1 protein-coding gene is annotated in these 1,272 nt (G+C 53.5%); it reads left to right on the plus strand.

Annotated elements, in window-relative coordinates:
* The first annotated feature begins 152 nt into the window (after positions 1–152).
* Positions 153–1,247, plus strand: coding sequence for an IS21 family transposase (istA, locus tag HMPREF2692_RS02570; RefSeq protein ID WP_246823421.1), 1,095 nt, complete (start codon positions 153–155; stop codon positions 1,245–1,247).
* Positions 1,248–1,272 lie beyond the last annotated feature (25 nt).

Here is a 1,272-nt window from a genome sequence, read left to right on the forward strand (position 1 = left end):
GGGGTTTTCTTTCATAGTTGATGTTGGCGACACCACAATCCGCTGGTGTTGCGTCAACTTCTACTTGGAAGGAGCTGGTCCTTGTGGTCAACTTCAAGCAGATCATTGCGATGTGCCTTGATGGTGCTAGCTAGGCGCAGATCACACACGCATTGGGATGTTCACGACGAGAAGTATCCCGAGCGAAGAAAGTCATCAACGATGAGGAACTAACTCCAGAGCGTTTCCATCAACTTCCACCGGGATGGTTCGATGAGCGATTCAGCGACGGCCGGAGTAAACGGACGATGACCTACGACCAACCTGATTTTCATGCTCTTGCCCGCAAACTGAAAAGTACAAAGCATGTGACCAGGCACAAGCTGTGGATGGACTACTTGTCGCAGCCGTGTCCGACGGACAAGACAAAGTACCAGTACTCCCAGTTTTGTAGTGGGCTCAATGAATTTCTGCGTGCCAACGATCTCGTCGAAGTTATCACCCATGAGCCAGGGCAAGAGCTTTATGTCGACTGGGCCGGTGACAAAGTGCCTGTAGTAGATCAGGCCAGTGGTGATACCGCGTTCAAGGCGTCATTGTTTGTCGCGGTCAGCCCGTACTCAGGGCTGATGTATGTCACGGCCGCTGCGAACGAGAAGATGCCGGCGTGGATTGAGTGCCATGTCAAAGCGTTGAACTATCTTGGCAAAGTACCAGCAGTCATCGTGCCGGATAATGCTTCTACGGCGACTTATCGGCCGAAGAAGCATTCAAGGTACCGCATGGTCACTGACCGCTACGCAGCGTTTGCAGACTATTACGGGATCACGATCGTGCCGACCAGGCCCGGCAGGCCTCGTGACAAGGCAGCGGTAGAGCGTGCCGTGAAAATCGCTTACACCAAAATCCTGGGCTACTTCAGCAACGAGGTCTTCTACGACCTCGATGAACTCAATGAGGCGATCGCTTGCCGTCTTGCCGATATCAACAGCGCAATGACGCGGCCTGATGGCTCAACACGGCGCATGCGCTTTGATCGAGAAGAGGCACCAATGATGCGGGATCTTCCGCCGACGCCGTTTACGGAAGTGTCTTATAAGCGGCTCAAAGTCGATCGCAACTGGCACATCACCTGTGACTACCAGTACTACTCAGTGCCATTTCAGCTGGTAGGAGAATCGGTAACAGTCAGGCTCACCCCGCAACTAGTAAGCATCTTCAGCGGGGAGCAGCTTGTTGCTGAACACACGCGCCTTCACGGGACCTGACCCCTTTTTGGTGGACACCTGATAT

This window comes from Corynebacterium sp. HMSC036D03 (assembly GCF_001836185.1).
GTDB lineage: Bacteria > Actinomycetota > Actinomycetes > Mycobacteriales > Mycobacteriaceae > Corynebacterium > Corynebacterium simulans.